15 protein-coding genes are annotated in these 18,312 nt (G+C 64.8%); 5 read left to right on the top strand and 10 right to left on the bottom strand.

Annotation, left to right across the window (positions count from 1 at the left end):
• Nucleotides 1-9: 9 nt before the first annotated feature.
• The 5 genes from atpA to LB556_RS16040 form a co-directional block, all read right to left on the bottom strand.
• Nucleotides 10-1,539, bottom strand: a complete 1,530-nt coding sequence (gene atpA / locus LB556_RS16060; RefSeq protein WP_127275643.1) for a F0F1 ATP synthase subunit alpha — start codon at nucleotides 1,537-1,539, stop codon at nucleotides 10-12.
• Nucleotides 1,539-2,099: a F0F1 ATP synthase subunit delta gene (locus tag LB556_RS16055; protein ID WP_224568610.1), complete on the bottom strand. Its 561-nt coding sequence runs from the start codon at nucleotides 2,097-2,099 to the stop codon at nucleotides 1,539-1,541. Before LB556_RS16055 ends, atpA begins: the two co-directional genes overlap by 1 nt.
• A gap of 246 nt (nucleotides 2,100-2,345) precedes the next feature.
• Nucleotides 2,346-2,741, bottom strand: coding sequence for a DUF4345 family protein (locus tag LB556_RS16050; protein ID WP_224568608.1), 396 nt, complete (start codon nucleotides 2,739-2,741; stop codon nucleotides 2,346-2,348).
• Nucleotides 2,742-2,850: 109 nt separating this feature from the next.
• Complete coding sequence (locus LB556_RS16045; protein ID WP_224568606.1) at nucleotides 2,851-3,546, bottom strand: aspartate/glutamate racemase family protein; 696 nt, start codon at nucleotides 3,544-3,546, stop codon at nucleotides 2,851-2,853.
• A 50-nt stretch (nucleotides 3,547-3,596) separates the two neighbouring features.
• The gene (locus tag LB556_RS16040) at nucleotides 3,597-5,780 is read right to left on the bottom strand and encodes a primosomal protein N' (RefSeq protein ID WP_224568604.1); all 2,184 of its coding nucleotides are present in this window, start codon (nucleotides 5,778-5,780) and stop codon (nucleotides 3,597-3,599) included.
• 91 nt (nucleotides 5,781-5,871) lie between these two features.
• Here LB556_RS16040 and fsa point away from each other — a divergent pair, with 91 nt between their 5' ends.
• A complete protein-coding gene (gene fsa / locus LB556_RS16035) occupies nucleotides 5,872-6,528 on the top strand; it encodes a fructose-6-phosphate aldolase (protein ID WP_224568602.1) in 657 nt (218 codons plus the stop codon).
• A gap of 74 nt (nucleotides 6,529-6,602) precedes the next feature.
• On the opposite strand, the gene LB556_RS16030 is transcribed toward fsa, so the two are convergent.
• The 3 genes from LB556_RS16030 to leuS all read right to left on the bottom strand — a co-directional run bounded on the left by LB556_RS16030 (nucleotide 6,603) and on the right by leuS (nucleotide 12,560).
• The gene (locus LB556_RS16030) at nucleotides 6,603-9,074 is read right to left on the bottom strand and encodes a DNA translocase FtsK (RefSeq protein WP_224568600.1); all 2,472 of its coding nucleotides are present in this window, start codon (nucleotides 9,072-9,074) and stop codon (nucleotides 6,603-6,605) included.
• 296 nt (nucleotides 9,075-9,370) lie between these two features.
• Nucleotides 9,371-9,949, bottom strand: a complete 579-nt coding sequence (locus tag LB556_RS16025) for an LPS assembly lipoprotein LptE (RefSeq protein ID WP_224568598.1) — start codon at nucleotides 9,947-9,949, stop codon at nucleotides 9,371-9,373.
• Nucleotides 9,936-12,560: a leucine--tRNA ligase gene (gene leuS / locus LB556_RS16020; RefSeq protein ID WP_224568597.1), complete on the bottom strand. Its 2,625-nt coding sequence runs from the start codon at nucleotides 12,558-12,560 to the stop codon at nucleotides 9,936-9,938. The genes LB556_RS16025 and leuS overlap by 14 nt, the downstream gene beginning before the upstream one ends.
• 147 nt (nucleotides 12,561-12,707) lie before the next feature.
• Between leuS and LB556_RS16015 the strand changes: the two genes are divergently transcribed.
• Both LB556_RS16015 and LB556_RS16010 read left to right on the top strand, forming a co-directional pair.
• Nucleotides 12,708-13,370 (top strand): YggS family pyridoxal phosphate-dependent enzyme, encoded by a 663-nt coding sequence (locus tag LB556_RS16015; protein ID WP_224568595.1) that lies wholly within the window; start codon nucleotides 12,708-12,710, stop codon nucleotides 13,368-13,370.
• Between the two features lie 129 nt (nucleotides 13,371-13,499).
• The gene (locus LB556_RS16010; RefSeq protein WP_224568593.1) at nucleotides 13,500-14,549 is read left to right on the top strand and encodes an aldo/keto reductase; all 1,050 of its coding nucleotides are present in this window, start codon (nucleotides 13,500-13,502) and stop codon (nucleotides 14,547-14,549) included.
• Nucleotides 14,550-14,610: 61 nt separating this feature from the next.
• Here LB556_RS16010 and LB556_RS16005 read toward each other — a convergent pair whose 3' ends face one another.
• Nucleotides 14,611-15,516 (bottom strand): LysR family transcriptional regulator, encoded by a 906-nt coding sequence (locus LB556_RS16005; RefSeq protein ID WP_224568591.1) that lies wholly within the window; start codon nucleotides 15,514-15,516, stop codon nucleotides 14,611-14,613.
• A gap of 121 nt (nucleotides 15,517-15,637) precedes the next feature.
• Here LB556_RS16005 and LB556_RS16000 point away from each other — a divergent pair, with 121 nt between their 5' ends.
• Together LB556_RS16000 and LB556_RS15995 are read left to right on the top strand one after the other, a co-directional pair.
• Nucleotides 15,638-16,825, top strand: coding sequence for an MFS transporter (locus LB556_RS16000; RefSeq protein ID WP_224568589.1), 1,188 nt, complete (start codon nucleotides 15,638-15,640; stop codon nucleotides 16,823-16,825).
• A gap of 40 nt (nucleotides 16,826-16,865) precedes the next feature.
• Entirely contained in the window at nucleotides 16,866-17,900 is a 1,035-nt protein-coding gene (locus tag LB556_RS15995; RefSeq protein WP_224568588.1) for an aldo/keto reductase, read from the top strand.
• A 42-nt stretch (nucleotides 17,901-17,942) separates the two neighbouring features.
• Here LB556_RS15995 and LB556_RS15990 read toward each other — a convergent pair whose 3' ends face one another.
• Complete coding sequence (locus LB556_RS15990; RefSeq protein WP_224568586.1) at nucleotides 17,943-18,215, bottom strand: usg protein; 273 nt, start codon at nucleotides 18,213-18,215, stop codon at nucleotides 17,943-17,945.
• Nucleotides 18,216-18,312: the final 97 nt, after the last annotated feature.

Here is an 18,312-nt window from a genome sequence, read left to right as displayed (position 1 = left end):
GCGCTTCGCTCAGGCGAAGGTCTTGGCGAAAGCGTCGATCTCGGCCTTCAGCTTGGCGCGCAGATCGTCCGACAGCGCCTTTTCCTTGCGGATGGCGTCGAGGACGTCCTTGCCGGCCGAACGCATGTGGCTGAGCAGCCCGTGCTCGAACTTTCCGACCTGGTTGACCGGCAGCTTGTCGAGATAGCCGTTGACGCCGGCGAAGATCACCGCGACCTGCTCTTCCGTCTTCAGCGGCGAGAACTGCGGCTGCTTCAGGAGTTCGGTCAGGCGAGAGCCGCGGTTGAGCAGGCGCTGCGTGGCGGCATCGAGGTCCGAGCCGAACTGCGCGAAGGCCGCCATTTCACGGTACTGCGCGAGCTCGCCCTTGATCGAGCCGGCAACCTGCTTCATCGCCTTGATCTGCGCCGAGGAGCCGACGCGCGACACCGACAGGCCGACGTTGACGGCCGGACGGATGCCCTGGAAGAACAGGTTGGTTTCGAGGAAGATCTGGCCGTCGGTGATCGAGATCACGTTGGTCGGGATGTAGGCCGACACGTCGTTGGCCTGCGTTTCGATGACCGGCAGGGCGGTCAGCGAGCCGCCGCCGAGATCGTCATTGAGCTTGGCGGCACGCTCAAGCAGGCGCGAGTGCAGGTAGAAGACGTCGCCCGGATAGGCTTCGCGGCCCGGCGGACGGCGCAGCAACAGCGACATCTGGCGATAGGCCACGGCTTGCTTCGACAGATCGTCATAGCTGATCAGCGCATGCATGCCGTTGTCGCGGAAATATTCGCCCATGGTGCAGGCCGTGAACGGCGCCAGAAACTGCATCGGCGCCGGATCGGAAGCGGTGGCGGCGACGATGATCGAATATTCGAGCGCGCCGCGCTCTTCCAGCACCTTGACGAACTGCGCGACGGTCGAGCGCTTCTGGCCGACGGCGACGTAGACGCAGTAGAGCTTTTCCTTCTCGGGACCGTTGTCGTGCACCGACTTCTGGTTGAGCATCGTGTCGAGGATGATGGCGGTCTTGCCGGTCTGGCGATCGCCGATGACCAGCTCGCGCTGGCCGCGGCCGACCGGGATCAGCGCGTCGATGGCCTTGAGGCCGGTCGACATCGGCTCGTTCACCGACTTGCGCGGAATGATGCCGGGCGCCTTGACGTCGACGCGCTTGCGCTCGACCGCCTTGATCGGGCCCTTGCCGTCGATCGGGTTGCCGAGCGCGTCGACGACGCGGCCGAGCAGGCCGGGGCCGACGGGGGCGTCGACGATGGCGCCGGTGCGCTTGACGGTGTCGCCTTCCTTGATGTCGCGGTCGGCGCCGAAGATGACGACGCCGACATTGTCGGCTTCGAGGTTGAGCGCCATGCCGCGGATGCCGCCGGGGAATTCGACCATTTCACCGGCCTGGACATTGTCGAGGCCGTAGACGCGGGCGATACCGTCACCGACGGACAGCACCTGTCCGACTTCGGAGACCTCGGCCTCCTTGCCGAAATTCTTGATCTGGTCTTTCAGAATTGCGGAAATTTCCGCGGCGCGGATGTCCATCAGCCGACCTCTTTCAGTGCAAGCTTGAGCGAATTGAGTTTGGTTTTGAGCGACGTGTCGATCTGGCGCGAGCCCATCTTGACCACCAGCCCGCCGAGCAGCGACGGATCGACGGTGACGGAAATGGCCACGTCCTTGCCGGCAACGCTCTTCAGCGCCGCCTTGAGTTCGGTTTCCTGGGCCGCGGTGAGTTCATGCGCCGACGTAACTTCGGCGGCGGCCTCGCCACGGTGCTCTGCGGCGATCTGGCGGAACGCCTTGATCATGCCGGGCACGGCGAACAGGCGGCGGTTCTTGGCGACGACGCGCAGGAAATTGCCGGTCAGGCCGGTGATGCCGGCCCTGTCGGCGATCGCCGCGATGGCCTTGGCCTGGTCCTCGCTGGAAAACACCGGGCTGTTGATCAGCCGGGTAAGGTCCGCGCTGCCGGCGAGCAGTGCCTCGAAACCGTTGAGGTCGGCCTCGACCTTGGCCACGGTATTTGCCTGCGATGCCAGTTCGAACAGCGAACCGGCATAGCGTTCTGCGACACCTGAGATTGGCGATGACGATTGAGCCACGGACCGTCTTTTCTCTTGTCTGACAGGCCGCAGATTGTTGGCGCGAGCAAAAACTCTGGCTAAATCTTTGACCTTACTGCATTTTTTCAAGCACGGAGGCGCGGCTTCCGCTATCCCCGACCGAAAGTCGATTGCCGTCTAGCACAGGCATTTTAAGACCGCAATGCGTCGTTCCGCATGGTTTTCAGGCACTATTGTCGCATCCGGCGAAAGATCAGCATCCTGCGCGCCGGAATAGGCTTGGATTCAGGGCACAAAGCCGAAGGCAAAGGCGAGCGGCAAGGCCGCGAGCGCCAATTCCACCACAATGGAGGCCCAATTGAAAGGTGTATTGGCGCCATCCGACATCATCGACAGCAGACGGCCGAAGGCGGTGAACAGCCAGGAGAAGCCGAGCGCCATGTAGACCAGCGGCTGCGCGAGCAGGATGCAGCACAGGCCGACCCCGAGATAGAAGCCCGACATGCGGCCCCGCCCTTCGGCGATCGCGGCCGCCTTCTCGGGTTTCGCCTGCAGGCGCAGGATACGGAATGCCAGCCCCGGCGCCAGGAAAAACAGAAGCCCGAGCAGCACGGTGAACACCGCGCTCGACCAGGCCAGCCATTCGCCCTGGCTCGTCGGCCATGGAAGCGCAAAATCCATCTTGTCCCTCGAAATGCCTGCTTTGAAATTTTCCGGCATTCTAGCCGAGGAAAAGCGTTTCACCAGATGGCTACCCGACTTTAGGACAGGCGCCGAGAGGGCAAGCGCATCAACTAAGCGCGAATTCCACTGCCGCCTCGGCATGGATGCGTGTCGTGTCGAAGACGGGAATATCGAAATCGCGCTGTCCGATCAGCATGGTGATCTCGGTGCATCCCATGATGAGGCTGTCGGTGGCCTCTTCCCGGCGCAGACGGTTGGCCTCGACGATAAACGCTGCCTTCGAAACCTCGGAAACAACGCCCTGGCAGAGCTCGTCATAGATGACGCGATGGACCATGTCGCGCCCGGCGTCGTCGGGCACCACTGGCGAGAGCCCGTATTTGTCAGCGAGCCGCCCTGTGTAGAAATCCTGCTCCATGGTGAAGCGTGTCGCCAGCAATGCCGGCCGCTGCAAGCCGGCTTTTCTTATCGCCATCGCGGTGGCGTCGGCGATGTGGATCAGCGGGATCGACATGGCCGCCTGCACCTGGTCGGCCAGTTTGTGCATGGTGTTGGTGCACAGAAGCAGGCCTTGCGCCCCGCCGGCCTCGAGCTTGCGCGCGGCCCCGGTCAGCAGCGCGCCGGCCCCGTCCCAGTCGCCGTGATGCTGCCGCTCGGCGATTTCGGCAAAATCGAACGACCAGAGCAGCAGCTTGGCCGAATGCAGCCCACCCAGCCGCGAGCGCACGATCTCGTTAAGCAGGCGGTAGTAGATGGCGGTCGATTCCCAGCTCATGCCGCCGAGCAGGCCAAGGGTTTTCATGTGATCTTTCCGTTTTTCTCGCCAGGACAGCTGTAGATGAAATTGCGCCCTCACAGAAAACTCTGCGGATCGATGTCGACCTGCACCCGGACCGAGCCGCGCTGCTTCGGTCCATTGGCCAGCATGGCTCTTATGAAACCTTGCATGTCGGCGCGCCGTTCGCCCTGGATCAGCAGGCGGAAGCGGTGGCGGCCGCCGAGCAGGGACAGCGGCGCCTCGGCCGGCCCAAGCACGAACAGGTCCGATGCTTCGGGCGCCGCGCGGCGCAGGCCGCGTGCATGGCCTTCCGCTTCCGCTCGCGTCACGGCGCTGACGATGACGCCGGCAAGCCGGCCGAAGGGCGGCAAGGCAGCGCGCTCGCGCTCCGCGATCTCGCGCTCGTAAAACGCTTCCGAATCGCCAGAGACGATCGCCCGCATCACCGGATGATCGGGCTGGAAGGTCTGCAGCAGGCCAAGGCTTTTCTTCCCTGTGCGGCCAGCGCGGCCGGTCACCTGGCTGAGCAGTTGGAAGGTGCGCTCGGCGGCGCGCGGATCGCCATTGGCAAGGCCGAGATCGGCATCGACGACGCCGACCAGCGTCATGTTGGGGAAATTGTGGCCCTTGGCGACCAGTTGCGTGCCGATGACGATATCGGCTTCGCCATTGGCGATTGCCTCCAGTTCCAGCCGCAGCCGTCGTACACCCCCCATGATGTCCGATGACAGCACGATGGTGCGCGCGTCCGGAAAATGCGTCACGACCTCCTCGGCGATGCGTTCCACCCCCGGCCCGCAGGCAACCAGATGGTCGAGCGTGCCGCATTCCGGACAGGCCTCCGGACGGCGCTCATTGTGACCGCAGTGGTGACACACCAACTGGCCGCGAAAGCGATGCTCGACCAGCCAGGCCGAGCACACTGGGCAGCCGAAGCGGTGGCCGCAGACCCGGCACAGCGTCAGCGGCGCATAGCCGCGCCGGTTGAGGAACAGCAGCGACTGTTCCTTCTTCTCCAGCGTCCGGCGCATATGGTCGATCAGCACCGGCGACAGGAACCCGCCACGCGCCGGCGGCGCGCGCCGCATGTCGATCGACTTGAGATCCGGCAGTGCCGCCTCGGCGAAGCGGGCGGAGAGGACAGCCCTCGCGTACCGCCCCTGGCTGGCGTTGACCCGGCTCTCGACCGACGGCGTCGCCGACGCCAGGACGACAGGGAAGCCGCCTATATGGCCGCGCACGACGGCCATGTCGCGCGCATTGTAGAAGACGCGGTCTTCCTGCTTGTAGGCAGGGTCGTGTTCCTCGTCGACGACGATCAGGCCAAGGTCCCTGAACGGCAGGAACAGCGCCGAGCGGGCGCCGGCGACGACGCGCACGCCGCCTTCCGCCACCTGCCGCCAGACTTTTTCACGCATTCGCGGTGGCAGGTCGGAATGCCACTCGGCCGGCTTGGCGCCGAAACGCTGCTGGAAGCGTTCGAGGAAAGCATGTGTCAGCGCGATTTCCGGCAGCAGGATGAGCACTTGGCTGCCCCGGTCGAGCGCCGCCGCCACCGCCTCGAAATAAACCTCCGTCTTGCCCGAACCGGTGACGCCGTCGAGCAGCGCGACATTGAATGCGCCGGCCACGACATTGGCGCGCAGCATCGACGCGGCCTCGTTCTGGTCCGGCATCAGCTCCGGTATCGCGTAAGTGGGATCGGGCGCGGCCACCACCGGGCGCGGCGGGATCATCACCGTCTCGAACACGCCTTGTGCCCTGAGCCCCTCGATCACCGTCGACGACACGCCCGCGGCGTGCGCGAGGCCGGAGCGTGTCCAGGCGAGCCCGCCTTCGGCCGTTTCCAGCACGCGTGCCCTGGCATCCGTCATCCGGTCGGGTAAAAGGAGCGTGCGCTGCAGCCCTTCGATCCAGGGTTCGGGATCAAAGGCCTCCGGTGCCCTGAGCAGCATGCGCGCCACCATGCCGGGTGCCGACAGCGTGTATTGCGCGACCCAGTCTACGAAGCGGCGCATGGCGCGGTCGATCGGCGGGCAGTCGAAAACCTGTTCGATCGGGCGCAGCTTCTTGGCGTCGACAGTCTCGACCGCGCCGTCCCAGACGATACCGGCGACCTGGCGCGGCCCGAGCGGCACGCGCACGATCGACCCTGGGACCACGCGCATGCCGGCAGGCACGGCATAGGTGTAGGGGCGTTCGGCCGGCATCGGCACCAGCACCGGCGCGGCCGCGACAAAGGGCGAATCTTCGATCATGAGGCGTGACCTTGCCCCGACTTTGGTCTAGATCAAAGAGCAAGGCTGAACGTGCCTTCCCAAGCACAGCGAAATCGTCAGGAGACCCGCCATGAAATTTTTTGTCGACACAGCCGATATCAAGGAAATCCGTGAACTGAACGATCTGGGGCTACTCGATGGCGTCACCACCAACCCCTCGCTGATCCTGAAATCGGGTGGCAAGATCGCCGAGGTCACCAAGCAGATCTGCGACATCGTCGAAGGTCCGGTTTCGGCCGAAGTGGTGGCCACCGAATACAAGCAGATGATGGCGGAGGCCGAGGTGCTGGCCAAGATCGCACCCAATGTCTGCATCAAGGTGCCGTTGACGCTGGATGGCCTGAAGGCCTGCAAGACCATCCGCACCCAGATGAACCGCATGGTGAACGTCACGCTGTGCTTCTCGGCCAACCAGGCGCTGCTCGCCGCCAAGGCCGGCGCTTCCTTCATCTCGCCCTTCGTCGGCCGCATCGACGACACCGGCTCGGACGGCATGGAGCTGATCCAGGAGATCCGTCAGATCTACGACAATTACGATTACCAGACCGAGATCCTGACCGCTTCCGTGCGCACGGTGAACCACGTCAAGCAGGCGGCTCTGATCGGCGCCGACGTCATCACCGCGCCGCCGGCGACGCTGAAGGCGCTGGTCAGCCATCCGCTGACCGACAAGGGCCTTGCCGCGTTCCTCGCCGACTGGGCCAAGACCGGCCAGAAGATCGGCTGAGCTGCCCGATACCAGATGCGAAAAAGGCCGGGCAACCGGCCTTTTTTGTTGGGGTCTCGTGGCAGCCTGCCCGTTCAGTCCGTGCCGTCGTCGCCGGGCGCGGCAACCGGCTGGCGCTTGCCCGCCATGATCTCGCGCTTGCCGACATGATTGGGTGCGCCGACCAGACCTTCCTTTTCCATGCGTTCGACCAGTGAAGCGGCGCGGTTATAACCGATGCCGAGGCGGCGCTGGATGTAGGATGTCGAGCATTTCTTGTCGCGCAACACCACCTTGACAGCCTCGTCATAGCTGGAATCGCCGTCCTCGGCGGCAACGGCTCCCTTGTCGAAGACCGCTCCCTGGTCGGTTTCCTCTTCCTCTTCATCCTCGTCGGCCGTCACGGTCTCCAGATATTCCGGCCGGCCCTGCGCCTTCAGATGCGCCACGACATGCTCGACCTCGGCGTCGGAGACAAAGGGGCCGTGTACGCGGGCAATGCGGCCGCCGCCCATCATGTGCAGCATGTCGCCCTGGCCGAGCAGTTGCTCGGCGCCTTGCTCGCCCAGGATGGTGCGGCTGTCGATCTTCGACGTCACCTGGAAGGAGATGCGGGTCGGGAAATTGGCCTTGATCGTGCCGGTGATAACGTCGACCGAAGGCCGCTGCGTTGCCATGATCAGGTGGATGCCGGCGGCGCGCGCCATCTGCGCCAGGCGCTGGATGGCGCCTTCGATCTCCTTGCCGGCGACCATCATCAGGTCGGCCATCTCGTCGACGATGACGACGATGTAGGGCATCGGCGCGAGGTCGATCTCCTGCTGTTCGAACAGCGGTTCGCCGGTGCCCTTCTCGAAGCCGGCCTGCACGGTCATGACGACCGTCTCGCCCTTGTCGCGGGCCTGGGCCGCGCGCTCGTTGTAGCCGTCGATGTTGCGCACGCCGAGCCGCGCCATCTTGCGATAGCGGTCCTCCATCTCGCGCACCGCCCATTTGAGCGCGGTGACGGCCTTCTTGGGATCTGTGACGACAGGGGTCAGAAGGTGCGGGATGCCGTCATAGACGGACAGCTCGAGCATCTTCGGGTCGACCATGATCAGCCGGCATTCTTCCGGCTTCAGCCGGTAGAGCAGCGACAGGATCATGGTGTTGATGGCGACAGACTTGCCGGAGCCGGTGGTGCCGGCGACGAGCAGGTGCGGCATCTTCGCCAGCTCGGCGATGACAGGTTCGCCGCCGATCGTCTTGCCCAAGCAAAGCGCCAGCTTGCAGCTGGTCTTGCGAAAGCCCTGCGATTCGATCAGTTCGCGAAAATAGACGGTCTCGCGGGTCTCGTTCGGCAGCTCGATCCCGATGACGTTGCGGCCGGGCACCACGGCGACGCGCGCCGAGACCGCCGACATGGAGCGGGCGATATCGTCGGCGAGACCGATGACGCGTGACGATTTGACGCCCGGTGCCGGCTCGAACTCGTAAAGGGTGACGACCGGACCGGGGCGGACGTGGATGATCTCGCCGCGCACGCCGAAATCCTCGAGCACGCTTTCCAGGAGATCGGCATTCTGCTCGAGCCGCTCCTGCGACATGTAGAAGCCCTGCCCTTCCGGGGGCTGCTGCAGCAGTTCCTCCGAGGGGAGCTCATAGCGTTCGCCTGTGACCGGTTGCGCAACCTTGCCAGCCATCGGCAGCGAAGGCGCTCGCACGGCGGGAACCGTTTCCTCCACCCGCCGTAGACTTGGCGCCGGAGCGGCGCTGCCAGCAGGCGCGATGGCAGCCGTCGTCCGAGCCTGTCGGGCGGCCCTGCCCGCCGGAGCGGGCGGCTCGCTCACGGCTTTGTTGGAGTTGGCCGGAAAGACCTCCGGCAAGGCGGACGGAGCCTGGCCCGGAAGGCATTCGATGACACGGAACAAGGCCGTGACATCGGCCGCGGCGAGCGCGGAGATATCGGCCCGCGCGGCGGCAACCGGCGGAGCGGGGACCGGCGCAGGCGCGGCCGGGCTGATTTGGCGGCCCGGCGACGTTACGTCGACCAGCAGCGGCGCCAGGCCTTCGAAGAAGGCGTGATCCGAGAGATAGGGCCGCCGGGTTTTTTCAGTGGTGGCTGGTTTGACCGGCGCGCCCGCCCCGACAACCGGCGCCGGACGCGTGGCCGCTCGTGCCGCCGCGGACACCTTCCGAGCCCCCGGCGGAACGCTCGGGGTCGTCTCGCCGCCGCGCGCTGACCGGGCGGCCGCGTCCGGTGACGGTCCATTATGCATCACCGCGCCAGGCGCCACGTGCTGCGTGGCGAGCGACGGTGGACCCTGCTCGGCGACTTCGTGGTGCGGCTGGCGATGCTTGGGCTCATAGTCCGGCGTGCGGGTAAAACGCACATTGGGCGCAAGGAAGAAATACTCCTGCCAGGCAGGGCTTTCGGTATCGCCGCCGTGCGGGAAAACAGCGTCCGCGGCAGGCTTCCCATTCGGCCCCGCGGTGGCTCTTCCGTCGCCGCCGGGACGCACCCCTTGGGGATCATCGGGCGAAGCTGTGTGCAACGAATTGACCCGAGAAAAACGCCTGGCTTCCATGCTCAAGACTCACTGTGAAACGTCTGCTGAGCAATAGGGAGCGAGTGGTTAACAGTTGCTTCCCGTCAGCGTCGCTGAAGCGATCGGGACGCATCTTTCACGACGATGCCGCGCGACGATGATTCGAGGAACCGATCGTGTTTCCACGGCCGCTTGCTCATCCGCATGCGTCTTACTGGAAAGGAGGGCGAGCCTTTGCTCGCATGGCAACCCGCGGACGGATTCGAGCGCTGGATACAGGAAACGGAGAGCAACGAGAGAGGGTGATTCGGCCCTCCTTCGAGACGGCGATGGCGCTAGCTGGCCGCCCTGCCGTACCTGGCCAGATCCTGGGCGATGGACAGTTGCAGGGCTGCGGCCAATTCGCGCGCGGCACGGTTCTCGGCGTCGATCTGCGCCCGGTAGGAAGCAAACTCCTGACGCGGCTTGTCGAAGGACGAGGTGATCGCCCGCTTGCCGACGGTGATGACCACGCCGGTTCTCGCATCGGTCAGCGTATAGCCGGCGGTCAGCGTCACCGAACCGGCGGTCGGCTCGTCCTGGTCGGTTCCGACCTGGACGAGTGCCGAGGATTCAACAGCTTCGGTCACGCTGAGATCGAGCGAATAGAGGGGTGAGGCCGGTTCGCCGGCGCCGCGCCCGAATCCGAAGATCAGATTGTTTCGCACCTGCTGGGCATAACGCGTCTTGACCGGCTTGATGGCGATCGACGCCAGTTCGGCATTGGCGGTGGAGCCTGTCGACAGCGGCGCGCTCGAATAGAGCGGCCGCACCTGGCAGGCCGACACCAGCGCAAGCGAGCCGACAAGGCCGGCAAGCGCGATGCGGCGCAGCAACCGGCTCAACGCTGTCTTTTCCCGATCAGGCAACGACATTGACGATCCTCTGCGGCACGATGATCACCTTGCGCGGAGCCTTCCCTTCAAGTGCTTTCTGCACGAAGTCGAGAGCCAGTACCGCTTTTTCGACCGCACCTTGGTCCGCGTCGCGGGCAATTGTCAAATCCCCCCGCTTCTTGCCGTTGACCTGCACCGGATAGGTGACTTCGTTGTCGACGACCAGCGCCGGATCGAAGAGCGGCCATGGCCGTTCGGCGACCAGTTCGGTGCCGCCGAGCGTCTCCCAGCACTCCTCTGCCAGATGCGGCATGACGGGCGCGACCAGATGCACCAGGATCTCCACGGCCTGACGGCAGGCGCTCTTGAGTGCCGGATCGGCCTTGCCTTCCGCCACGTCGTTGAGCGGCGTGGTCAGCGCATTGGCCAGTTCATAGATGCGGGCGATGGCACGGTTGAAGGCGAGCTTCTCGATATCCTCGCCGACCGCCTTCAGGATCTTGTGCGTGGCCTTGGAGACCACTCCCGCCTCGCCGGCGGCGGCCGCGGCGGGCTTGACCCCTGCCAGCGTCTCGGCCGCCGTCGACACCAGCCGCCAGATGCGTTGCATGAAGCGATGCGCGCCGGCGGCACCGTCGTCGGTCCATTCGACGTCACGCTCGGGCGGCGAATCCGACAGCATGAACCAGCGCGCCGTGTCGGCGCCGTAGCCATCGGTGATGTCTTCCGGGCTCACCGTGTTCTTCTTCGACTTCGACATCTTCTCGAGCGGGCCGATGGTGACCGCCTCGCCGGTGGCGACGTCGATGGCGCGGCGCTTGCCGTCGACATCCTCCAGCCGGACTTCGGCCGGCGCCAGCCAACGGCCGTTCGATGCCGAGCCGACACGGTAGGTTTCGTGCACCACCATCCCTTGCGTGAACAGGCCCTTGAACGGCTCGGCCAGGTCGACATGGCCGGTCTCCCGCATGGCGCGGGTGAAGAAGCGCGAATAGAGCAGATGCAGGATCGCGTGCTCGATGCCGCCGATGTACTGGTCGACAGCCAGCCATTCGTTCGCGGCCTTGGGATCGGTCGGCTCATACGCCCAGGGCGCGGTGAAGCGGGCGAAATACCAGGACGAATCGACGAACGTGTCCATCGTATCGGTTTCGCGCCGCGCGTCCTTGCCGCATTGCGGGCATTTCACATGCCGCCATGTCGGATGCCGGTCGAGCGGATTGCCCGGCCGGTCGAAATCGACATCGTCCGGCAGCCTGACCGGCAGGTCGGCCTTCGGCACCGGCACCACGCCGCAATCCTCGCAATGGATCATCGGGATCGGGCAGCCCCAATAGCGCTGACGCGAAATACCCCAATCGCGCAGGCGGAAATTCACCTTGCGCTCGGCCATTGGCCGGTTGCCGATGGTCTTCTGCTCCAGCAGCGTGGCGACCTCGTCGAAGGCCTCGGCCGGCTTCTTGCCGTCGAGGAAGCGCGAATTGATCATCGCACCGTCATCGACATAGGCCTCGTCGATCACCTGGAAGGTCGCTGGGTTCTCGCCGTCCGGCATCACCACCGGCACCACCGGCAGGCCGTATTTGTTGGCAAAGTCGAGGTCGCGCTGGTCATGCGCCGGGCAGCCGAAAATGGCGCCGGTGCCGTATTCCATCAGCACGAAATTGGCGACATAGACGGGCAGCGTCCAGCTGTCGTCGAACGGATGGACGACGCGGATGCCGGTGTCGAAACCCTTTTTCTCGGCCGTCTCCAGCGCCGCCACCGAAGTGCCCATATGACGGACCTCCTCGATGAATTTGGCCAAAGCCGGATTGCCATCGGCGGCCTTTTTGGCCAGCGGGTGGTCGGCGGCGATCGCCATGAACGAGGCGCCAAAAATGGTATCGGGCCGCGTCGTGTAGACTTCCAGCTCATGCTCGCCGGCAACGTCCGAGGCGAGCGGCCAGCGGATCAGCAGGCCTTCCGATCGGCCGATCCAGTTCTGCTGCATCAGCTTCACTTTTTCGGGCCATTCGTCGAGACCGTCGAGCGAGTCCAGCAGGTCCTGGGCAAAGTCGGTTATCTTGAAGAACCACTGCGTCAGTTCGCGCTGTTCGACCAGCGCGCCCGAGCGCCAGCCGCGCCCGTCGATGACCTGCTCGTTGGCGAGCACCGTCATGTCCTCCGGGTCCCAGTTGACCTTGGAGGATTTGCGCGTCACCAGCCCTTTCGCGACGAAGTCGAGGAACAGCATCTGCTGGCGGTGATAGTAATCGACATCGCAGGTCGCGAACTCGCGCGCCCAGTCCAGCGACAAACCCATGACCTTGAGCTGCTCGCGCATGGTGGCGATGTTCTGGTAGGTCCATTCCTTGGGATGGACCTTGTTCTGCATGGCGGCGTTCTCGGCCGGCATGCCGAACGCGTCCCAGCCCATCGGATGCAGCACGTTGAAACCCTTGGCCCGCTTGTAGCGCGCCACCACGTCGCCCATCGTGTAGTTGCGCGTATGGCCGATATGGATCTTCCCCGATGGATAAGGGAACATCTCCAGCACGTAGTATTTCGGGCGCGGATCGTCATTGTGCGCTTCGAAAAGCTTCTTTTCGGCCCAGGCCTTCTGCCATTTGGGCTCTGACGCGCGCGGATTGTATCGTTCGGTTGCCATGGGACGTTTTTCACTTAAAAGCATGCGGACTGCCGGGCGCGGCAGTCATGGATTGTGGTCCGGGTGTTCACCATGGTTTGGCAAACCCGTCAACCATATGGGCATCTTGGCGGTCAAAAACGCGGGTCAAAACAGCGGGATTTGCATATGGGTGACACCGTTCAGCAGTTTTTCGCGGTAAAGGCGAAGATCGCCGCCGCCGAGCGGGAAGCCGGTCGCGAAGCCGGCGCGGTGACGCTGGTGGCGGTTTCCAAGACCTTCGACGCTGCCGACATCCGGCCGGTGATCGAGGCCGGCCAGCGCGTCTTCGGCGAAAACCGCGTACAGGAGGCGCAAGGCAAGTGGCCTGATCTGAAAGAGGCATTTGCGGATATCGAACTGCACCTGATCGGTCCGCTGCAGTCGAACAAGGCCAGGGAGGCGGTGGCGCTGTTCGACGTCATCGAGACGGTGGACCGCGAGAAGATCGCCGCCGAACTCGCCAAGGAAACTATCCGGCAAGGCCGTGCGCCAAAGCTTTATGTCCAGGTGAATACAGGCTCCGAGCCGCAGAAGGCCGGCATCGAGCCGCGCGAGGCGGTCGCCTTCGTCAAGCGCTGCCGGGAAGTCCACGGTCTCGCCATCGAAGGTCTGATGTGTATTCCGCCGGCGGACGAGAATCCCGGCCCGCATTTCGCGCTGCTGGAAAAACTGGCGAGAGAGGCTGGCGTCGCGAAGCTCTCGATGGGCATGTCGGGCGACTACGAGACGGCGATCGCCTTCGGCGCCACCAGCGTCCGGGTCGGGTCGGCGATCTTCGGCAGCAGGTAGTCCGACCCGAATCTCCAGCTTGCTGTGCTATAAGCCCTGCTCAACGAGCGCCACTATGCCGACGCTTGAAACGAAACGTACCGTTCCTATTTGTCTTGTGTATCACACACATTCTCCTGGAGCCTCACCATGCGTTACAACCAGCTTGGAAATACCGGGCTATTCGTCTCCGAACTTTGCCTCGGCACCATGACCTTCGGCGCCGCCGGCCAGAACGCCCAATGGGGCCTGATCGCCAGCCTCGACCAGAAAGGCGTCAACGAGATCGTCGGCCGCTCGCTTGCCGCCGGCGTCAACTTCTTCGACACGGCCGACGTCTATTCCTTCGGCGAGTCCGAACGCCTGCTCGGCCAGTCGCTCAGGGACCTCGGCGTGGCCAGAACGAACGTGGTCATCGCCACCAAGGTCCACGGCGCCACGGGCCAAGGCCCGAACCAGCGTGGCTCCTCGCGCGGCCATATCATGGATTCGGTCGATGCCAGCCTCGAACGGTTGCAGCTCGACCATATCGACCTCTATCAGCTGCACGGCACCGATGCCGTGACGCCGATCGACGAGACGCTGCGGGCGCTTGATGATCTCGTCTCCAGTGGCAAGGTCCGCTATGTCGGCGTCTCCAACTGGCAGGCCTGGCGCATCGCCAAGGCGCTCGGCATCGCTGACCGCAAGGGCTTTGCCCGTTTCGAGACCATCCAGTCCTATTATTCGATCGCCGGCCGCGACCTCGAACGCGAGATCGTGCCGCTGATCAACGAGGAAAAGCTCGGCCTGATGGTGTGGTCGCCGATGGCTGGCGGCTTGCTGTCCGGCAAATATGGGCCGGGTGCGCCCGGCAATGGCGAGGGCCGCCGCGCCTCGTTCAACTTCCCGCCGGTCAACGAGGATCGCGCCTGGGCGTCTGTCGCTGTCATGCGCGAAATCGCTGGGAAGCATGATGTCAGCGTCGCCACGGTGGCGCTCGGCTATGTCCTGGCCAAGCCTTTCGTGATGAGCGTGATCATCGGCGCCAGCCGCATGGAGCAGCTCGAGCAGAACCTTGCCGCGACCGAAGTAAAGCTCGACGCCGACGACCTCGCCAGACTGGATGACGTGAGCGCTCTGCCGGCCGAATATCCCGGCTGGATGGTCGAACGCCAGGGTGCTGGCCGTCGTCCGGCGCCTTTCGTGCCGAAGGCATAGTTCGGGCCGCGGGCAAGCCGGCCTGTTCGAAAGCCGTGTGTCTCATGGGTGCGGCTTTCGTTTACAACCGGACGCTTTCGGCAAGAAAGTCGAGGAAGGCCCGCACGCGTGCAGGAAGATGCTTGCCCTGGCCGACATAGACCGCATGTGTCGGCTCTTCGTCACCGGGGTTGAAGTCCTCCAGCAGCGGCACCAGCCGGCCGGCGGCGATGTCGGGCTCGACATGCCAGCGTGCCAGCCGCGCAATGCCCGCTCCCGCAAGGGCGGAGAGCCGCATCGCCTCGCCGTCGCTCACCGTGGCGTTGCCCTTGATCGGCACCATGACCGATGCGCCGGCCGCGTCGATGAACGGCCAGCCGTCGATGTACCGGACGAAGCCGAAGGCAAGCATGTTGTGGTGGACGAGATCGCCGGGCGTCAGCGGCGTGCCGCGCGCTTCGAGATAGAAGGGCGCGGCAACCACCGCCATCCGGCTCTGGCCGAGCTTGCGCGCCACCAATCGTGACTCGCGAAGCGGCCCGGCGCGGATCGCGACGTCCGCGCGCTCTTCCATGAGATCGATGACGTTGTCGGTCAGCACCGCCTCGACGGAAATTTCGCGATGGCGTTCGAGAAACCGTGGCAGCAGCGGCAGCAGCCGATGCTGGCCAAACGGCACATAGGCGTTGACCCTCAGCCGGCCGCGCGGCGCCGCACCCGCCGCGGCTTCCCGCTCGGCCGCATCGAGATCGGCCAGGACGCGCACTCCGCTTTCGTAGAAAGCCGTCCCTTCCGGCGTCAGTTGCAGCTTGCGCGTCGAGCGGCTGACCAGCCGTGCCCCGAGCCGCGCCTCCAGCCGCGCGATCAGCTTGCTGACCGCCGATGGCGTCATGCGCAGCCGTCGCGCCGCGGCCGAGAAACTGCCCGCCTCGACGACGCGCACGAAGACTTCGATCTCGCCGGAGCGGTTGATATCGGGCCTGGCCATCTGTGAATCTATTTCACAAGAAATATGCCTTGCGCAAGTCTGGTTCACAACATGGCGGATCACGATGTTCCAGGCCGGGGCGCGAACCAGGCGTCCTCTGCTGAAAGATGGACCCACCGCCATGCCTCTTGCTCTTTACGCTCTGACCGCCGGCGCCTTCGGCATCGGCGTCACCGAATTCGTCATCATGGGCCTGCTGCTCGACGTCAGCGCCGATCTCGGCGTCTCGATCTCGGCGGCGGGCCTGCTCATTTCCGGTTATGCGCTGGGCGTGGTGGTCGGCGCGCCGCTGCTCGGCGCGGTAGCCGGCCGGCTGTCGCGCAAGACCTTGCTGCTCGCCCTGATGGTGGTTTTCACCGTCGGCAACCTCGCCTGCGCGCTGGCGCCCGACTACTGGACGCTGATGGCCGCGCGCGTGCTCACCGCCTTCGCCCATGCCTCCTTCTTCGGCGTCGGCTCGGTCGTTGCCACCGGTCTCGTCGCCCCCAACAAGAAGGCTTCGGCCATCGCGCTGATGTTCACCGGCCTGACAGTCGCCAACATCCTGGGCGTGCCGTTCGGCACCTGGCTCGGCCAGGCCTATGGCTGGCGCTCGACTTTCCTTGCCGTGACCCTGGTCGGCGTCGTCGCCTTCGCAGTGATCGCGCTGCTGGTGCCGCGCGACGAACCGGCCGCGGCAAACGACGAGGAGAGTTCCGAGGGCGCGCTTGCCGTGCTTGGCCGCCGGCCGGTGCTGCTTGGCCTTTTGACCACGGTGCTGAGCTGGGTCGGCGTCTTTGCCGCCTTCACCTATCTGGCGCCGATCCTCACCCGCATAAGCGGCTTTTCAGAAGCCGCCGTGTCGCCGATCCTGCTCGTCTTCGGCGGCGGGCTGGTCGCCGGCAATCTGCTCGGCGGGCGCCTCGCCGACCGGCATCTCATGCCGACGGTCATCGGCACGCTGGTCGCGCTTTCAGCCGTCCTGTTCGTCATGACCGTGGCCATGCACCAGCCGATCGCGGCGATCATCGCCGTCGGTCTGCTGGGCGCGGCCGCCTTCGCCACCGTAGCGCCGCTGCAGATATGGGTGCTGGAGAAGGCCAAGGGCGCCGGCCAGGGTCTCGCCTCTTCCTTCAACATCGCCGCCTTCAACCTCGGCAATGCGATTGGCGCGTGGCTCGGCGGGTTCGTCATCGATCATGGCCCTGGCCTCGGCTTTGTTCCCTTGATCGCCGGCATCGTGCCGCTCGCGGCACTCGCCGTGGTGTTTCTGGCGCTGCGCCTGGAGCGCGGCGCCGCGATCGCCGTCCCGGCCACGGCCGGGTGCTGACAGACGCCAATCCACAACCGACATTACAAGGAGCGAAATCATGGACTATCGACCTCTCGGCGCATCGGGTCTCAAGGTGCCGGTGCTATCATTCGGCGCGGGCACCTTCGGCGGCTCCGGCCCGCTGTTCGGCGCCTGGGGCAACAGCGACGCGCAAGAGGCGCGGCGGCTGATCGACATCTGCCTCGAGGCCGGCGTCAACTTGTTCGACACCGCCGACGTCTATTCGAACGGCGCCTCGGAGGACGTGCTTGGTGAAGCGATCAAGGGCCGCCGCGACGCCGTGCTGATCTCGACCAAGACCGCGCTGCCCATGGGCGACGGGCCGGCGGACCATGGCTCGTCACGTTCGCGGCTGATCAAGTCCGTCGACGCCGCGCTGAAGCGCCTCGGCACCGACTATATCGACCTGCTGCAGCTGCATGCCTTCGATGCCGTGACGCCGATCGAGGAAGTGCTGTCCACGCTCGACAACCTCGTACGCGCCGGCAAGCTGCGTTATGTCGGCGTCTCCAACTTCTCCGGCTGGCAAGTGATGAAGTCGCTCGGCCTGGCGGAGAAACATGGCTATCCCCGCTATGTCGCGCATCAGGTCTACTATTCCCTGCTCGGCCGCGACTATGAGTGGGAGCTGATGCCGCTCGGCCTCGACCAGGGCGTCGGCGCTCTGGTGTGGAGCCCGCTGGGCTGGGGCCGCCTGACCGGCAAGATCCGCCGTGGCCAGCCTCTGCCGGAAAGGAGCCGGCTGCACGAGACCGCGAGCTTCGGCCCGCCGGTCGAGGACGAGCATCTCTACCGGGTCATGGATGCCCTCGATGCGGTGGCGCGGGAAACCGGCAAGACGGTGCCGCAGATCGCCATCAACTGGCTGCTGCGGCGCCCGACCGTTTCATCGGTGATCATCGGCGCCCGCAACGAGGAGCAGCTGCGCCAGAATCTCGGCGCCGTCGGCTGGACCCTGACGCCGGAACAGATGAAAAAACTCGACGCGGCAAGCGAAGTCACCGCGCCCTATCCGTATTTCCCTTATCGCCGCCAGGAAGGATTTGCCCGGCTGAATCCGCCGGCGGTGTGATGAAGCCGCTGATCTCCCCCTCGAGGGGGGAGATTACTCCGTTCAGTGCAACACGAACTCGCCATCGACCTTGCGCCATTCATTTGGCGCGATCAGCTTCTGGTGGGTGTAGCACACCGAATGCAGCGGCCCGTCGAGCCTTGCCTTCCAGAACTCGATGAATTTGATCAGCACCGGAAATTTCGGGGCGATGTCGTAGTCCTGCCAGATGAAGCTCTGCAGCAAATGCGGATGGTCGGGGAAATGATAGAGGATCTTGGCGGTGGTCAGGCCATAGCCCTTGAGCATCAGATCCATTTCGGAATGGTCGCGCATTGCGGTCCCCAGATTGATTCTCCTTTCCTCCCAACGTCGGATTGTGCGCGCGGTTGCTTAACTGTCTATTGATTTCTCGCGACCACGCCGGGCTTTT

It is taken from the genome of Mesorhizobium sp. ES1-4 (assembly GCF_020164745.1).
In the GTDB taxonomy this organism is placed as follows: domain Bacteria; phylum Pseudomonadota; class Alphaproteobacteria; order Rhizobiales; family Rhizobiaceae; genus Mesorhizobium.
This window is presented reverse-complemented; position numbering and strand designations above follow the sequence as displayed.

Excerpts from the sequence above, each read along its gene's own strand:
- atpA (WP_127275643.1), bottom strand. The coding sequence starts at position 1,539 with ATGGACATCCGCGCCGCGGAAATTTCCGCAATTCTGAAAGACCAGATC.
- LB556_RS16050 (WP_224568608.1), bottom strand. The coding sequence starts at position 2,741 with ATGGATTTTGCGCTTCCATGGCCGACGAGCCAGGGCGAATGGCTGGCC.
- LB556_RS16045 (WP_224568606.1), bottom strand. The coding sequence starts at position 3,546 with ATGAAAACCCTTGGCCTGCTCGGCGGCATGAGCTGGGAATCGACCGCC.
- LB556_RS16040 (WP_224568604.1), bottom strand. The coding sequence starts at position 5,780 with ATGATCGAAGATTCGCCCTTTGTCGCGGCCGCGCCGGTGCTGGTGCCG.
- fsa (WP_224568602.1), top strand. The coding sequence starts at position 5,872 with ATGAAATTTTTTGTCGACACAGCCGATATCAAGGAAATCCGTGAACTG.
- LB556_RS16030 (WP_224568600.1), bottom strand. The coding sequence starts at position 9,074 with ATGGAAGCCAGGCGTTTTTCTCGGGTCAATTCGTTGCACACAGCTTCG.
- LB556_RS16025 (WP_224568598.1), bottom strand. The coding sequence starts at position 9,949 with ATGTCGTTGCCTGATCGGGAAAAGACAGCGTTGAGCCGGTTGCTGCGC.
- leuS (WP_224568597.1), bottom strand. The coding sequence starts at position 12,560 with ATGGCAACCGAACGATACAATCCGCGCGCGTCAGAGCCCAAATGGCAG.
- LB556_RS16015 (WP_224568595.1), top strand. The coding sequence starts at position 12,708 with ATGGGTGACACCGTTCAGCAGTTTTTCGCGGTAAAGGCGAAGATCGCC.
- LB556_RS16010 (WP_224568593.1), top strand. The coding sequence starts at position 13,500 with ATGCGTTACAACCAGCTTGGAAATACCGGGCTATTCGTCTCCGAACTT.
- LB556_RS16005 (WP_224568591.1), bottom strand. The coding sequence starts at position 15,516 with ATGGCCAGGCCCGATATCAACCGCTCCGGCGAGATCGAAGTCTTCGTG.
- LB556_RS16000 (WP_224568589.1), top strand. The coding sequence starts at position 15,638 with ATGCCTCTTGCTCTTTACGCTCTGACCGCCGGCGCCTTCGGCATCGGC.
- LB556_RS15995 (WP_224568588.1), top strand. The coding sequence starts at position 16,866 with ATGGACTATCGACCTCTCGGCGCATCGGGTCTCAAGGTGCCGGTGCTA.
- LB556_RS15990 (WP_224568586.1), bottom strand. The coding sequence starts at position 18,215 with ATGCGCGACCATTCCGAAATGGATCTGATGCTCAAGGGCTATGGCCTG.